General features: G+C 73.4%; 3 protein-coding genes. All 3 read right to left on the reverse strand.

What is annotated here, in order from left to right:
• Positions 1–1,720 (reverse strand): 1,4-alpha-glucan branching enzyme (glgB, locus tag IE312_RS35440; protein ID WP_229900832.1); only part of this gene is annotated, 1,720 nt, incomplete at its 3' end.
• Positions 1,717–3,111, reverse strand: coding sequence for a maltokinase N-terminal cap-like domain-containing protein (locus IE312_RS35445; RefSeq protein ID WP_189986408.1), 1,395 nt, complete (start codon positions 3,109–3,111; stop codon positions 1,717–1,719). The genes IE312_RS35445 and glgB, both read right to left, overlap by 4 nt.
• A 95-nt stretch (positions 3,112–3,206) precedes the next feature.
• Positions 3,207–3,782, reverse strand: a 576-nt coding sequence (locus tag IE312_RS35450; protein ID WP_189986409.1) for an alpha-glucosidase C-terminal domain-containing protein, incomplete at its 5' end; no start/stop codon positions are given.

The raw sequence follows: 3,782 nt of genomic DNA on the forward strand, positions 1-3,782 counted from the left end.
GGTGGTGGTAGGCGCGGTGCACCGGCTCGTGGCTCATGTACTGCAGCGAGTCGTGCATCCAGCCCATGTTCCACTTCAGGCCGAAGCCGAGCCCGCCGAAACCGCTGGGACCCCTGTGATGGGTGGGCCGGGTGACACCGTCCCAGGCCGTGGACTCCTCGGCGACGGTCACCACGCCCGGGCAGCGCCGGTACACGGTGGCGTTCATCTCCTGCAGGAAGGCCACCGCGTCCAGGTTCTCCCGGCCGCCGTGCTCGTTCGGCACCCACTGGCCCGGCTCGCGCGAGTAGTCCAGGTACAGCATCGAGGCGACCGCGTCGACGCGCAGCCCGTCGATGTGGAACTCCTCGCACCAGTACACGGCGTTCGCCACCAGGAAGTTGCGCACCTCGCGCCGCCCGAAGTCGAACTCCAGCGTGCCCCAGTCGGGGTGGGCGGCCCGCCGCGGGTCGTGGTGCTCGTACAGCGGACGCCCGTCGAACTCGGCGAGCGCCCAGTCGTCGCGCGGGAAGTGCGCCGGCACCCAGTCCATCAGCACCCCGATGCCGGCCTGGTGCAGCCGGTCCACCAGGTACTTGAAGTCGTCCGGGGTGCCCAGCCGGGCCGTCGGCGCGTAGAACCCGGTGACCTGGTAGCCCCAGGAGCCGCCGAAGGGGTGCTCGGCGACCGGCATCAGTTCCACGTGCGTGAAGCCCAGCTCGCTCACGTACGCCGGCAGCTCCTCGGCCAGCTCACGGTATGTCAGGCCGGGCCGCCAGGAGGGCAGGTGGACCTCGTAGACGGAGAAGGGCGCCTCGTGGACCGGGGTGTCCGCCCGGCGCGCCAGCCACTCGGCGTCTTCCCACTCGTGGTGCGAGGCGCACACGATCGAGGAGGTGGCGGGCGGCACCTCGGTACGGCGGGCCAGCGGGTCGGCGCGCAGGGTGCGCGAACCGTCCGGGCGGGTGATCTCGAACTTGTACAGCTCGCCCTCGCCGATCCCCGGCACGAACAGCTCCCAGACCCCGGTGCCGCCGAGCGAGCGCATCGGGAAACCGGTGCCGTCCCAGAAGTTGAAGCCGCCCGTGACCCGTACGCCCCGCGCGTTCGGGGCCCACACCGCGAACCGCGTCCCGGTGACGCCCTGGTGCGTGGTGACGTGCGCGCCGAGCGCCTGCCACAGCTGCTCGTGCCGGCCCTCCCCGATCAGGTGCAGGTCCAGCTCGCCGAGCGTGGGCAGGAAGCGGTAGGCGTCCTCCGTCTCGTGCGCCGTGCCGTCGTAGGTGACCAGCAGCCGGTACACGGGGACCTCGGCGAGCGGGAGCAGACCGGAGAAGAAGCCGTCGCCGTCGTCGTGCAGTTCGGCCCGCAGCCCGTCCGCGACCACGGTGACCGCCTGCGCGTACGGGCGGAACGCACGGAAGGCGACCCCGCCCGGCACCTGGTGGGCGCCGAGGACGGTGTGCGGATCGTGGTGGGTGCCGTCCAGCAGCCGCGCGCGGTCGCCGGCGTCGACGGCCGGGGACACCGCGATCTCCGCGGCGGGCGCCGGTGCCTGCGCGGGGACCGGCACGGCGGGTGCCGGCACCTGCGGCGGGGCGTCCGCGGCGGGCGCCGGCGCCTGTGCGGGGACCTCCTGGGCCGGTGCCCTCCGGGCGGCGGCCTTCTTCCTGGCCGCGGCTTCCTTCCTGGCCGCGGCCTCCTTCTGGGCCGGGGACGGCTTGTTGGCCTTCGGGGTCACGGACGAGCCTCCTGGTCGGGCAGGGCGAGGCGGCGCACCGCGGTCAGCGGCACGGCCAGCCAGTCGGGGCGGTGCCGGGCCTCGTAGACGACCTCGTAGACCGCCTTGTCGGTCTCGTGGGCCCGCAGCAGCACCGGGTCGGTGCGCGGATCGCGGCCGGCGACCTCCGCGTAACCGGAGCAGTAGGCGGCCCGGCAGGCGTGCGCCCAGTCCGGGGCGGGCGGGGTCACCGAGTGGGCCGCGTAGTCGAAGGAGCGGAGCATGCCCGCGATGTCCCGCACCGGCGGCTGCGGCATGCGCCGCTCCGCCAGCGGGCGGGCCGGCTCGCCCTCGAAGTCGATCAGCGACCAGTCCCCGGACGGCGAGCGCAGGCACTGCCCCAGGTGCAGGTCGCCGTGGACCCGCTGGGCGGTCCAGGTGTGGCCCTCGGCGGCCAGGTCGGCCAGCGCCGCGTACGCCGAGCGCAGTCCGGGCTCGTACGGCCGCAGGGCCGGCACCGCCTGTACGGCCGCCGCCAGCCGCTCGGTCATGCCGTCGACCAGCAGCCGCAGCTGGGCGGGTCCGAGGGTGACCGTCGGCAGGGCACGGGCCAGCGCGGTGTGCACCTCGGCGGTGGCCCGGCCCAGCGCGCGGGCCTCGGCGACGAAGTCCTCGCCCTTGGCCAGCTCGCGCAGCGCCAGCTCCCAGCCGTCGGCGGCCCCGCTCACGAACGGCTGGAGGACGGCCAGTACGTACGGCTGCGCATCCACGTCGGCGTGCAGCCAGGCCGTCGGCGCGGGTACCCGGGCGCAGCCCTCGCGGGCCAGGGCCAGCGGTAGCTCCAGGTCGGGGTTGACGCCGGGCACCACCCGGCGCAGCAGCTTGAGGATGAACGTATCTCCGTAGACCACCGACGAGTTGGACTGCTCGGCGGTCATCAGCCGGGCCACCAGGCCCGCCCGGATCTCCTGCCCGGACTCCCGCTCGAAGCGCAGCGCGCCGATGCGGGCCCGGGTGCGCAGGGCCTCCAGCAGCACCTCGGCGGGCCGGGTGTCGTGCAGGGCCTCGTACACCGTGCGTCCGGCGAGCGGGCCCTCCGTCACATGTCCGATGAGCGCGGGCGCCAGCCGGGGCGGCAGCGCCTCGCGCACGCCTATGAGGAGCTGGTAGCAGTCGCCCGGGTGCGGCGGGGCGCCGGGTGCGTCCGGCTGGTGGACGCGCAGCAGCAGGTGGTACAGGCCCAGCCGCCCGTCGGGGGGCAGCAGTTCGGTGACGGACACCGGGGTGAAGCCGGTGACCGGACGGCCCTTGCCCGCGAACCAGCGCTGCCGTGGCAGCCAGGAGCGCAACAAGGGTTCGAGAGAGGTGAGGAGGGAGGCGGTGGTGCCGGAAGAGGTGACCGTATCCGCCATGGGCGTCACGTCCTTTCCCCGGGGGTCGTCGGGGTGTTACTACTGCGTGCCCCGGGTGGGGCGGGGGAAACGCCCCAACGCCCCACCCGGGCCCGCTACACGGGTTCCCGGCGCAACCGGAACCAGTAGAAGCCGTGCCCCGCGAGGGTGAGCAGGTACGGCAGCTCGCCGATCGCCGGGAACCGGACCCCGCCGAACAGCTCGACGGGGTGCCGTCCGCCGAACCTGCTGAGGTCCAGCTCCGTGGGCTGCGCGAAGCGGGAGAAGTTGTGGACGCACAGCACCAGGTCGTCCTCGTACTCGCGCAGGAAGGCGAGCACCGCCGGGTTGGAGGACGGCAGTTCGGTGTAGGACCCCAGTCCGAAGGCAAGGTTCTGCTTGCGGATCTCGATCATGCGACGGGTCCAGTGCAGCAGCGACGAGGGCGACGACATCGACGCCTCGACGTTGGTGACCTGGTAGCCGTAGACCGGGTCCATGATGGTGGGCAGGAAGAGGCGCCCCGGGTCGCAGGACGAGAAGCCGGCGTTGCGGTCGGGTGTCCACTGCATGGGGGTGCGCACGGCGTCGCGGTCGCCGAGCCAGATGTTGTCACCCATGCCGATCTCGTCGCCGTAGTAGAGGATCGGCGAGCCGGGCAGGGACAGCAGCAGGGCGGTGAACAGCTCGAT

Source organism: Streptomyces capoamus, from assembly GCF_014654935.1.
In the GTDB taxonomy this organism is placed as follows: Bacteria; Actinomycetota; Actinomycetes; order Streptomycetales; family Streptomycetaceae; genus Streptomyces; species Streptomyces capoamus.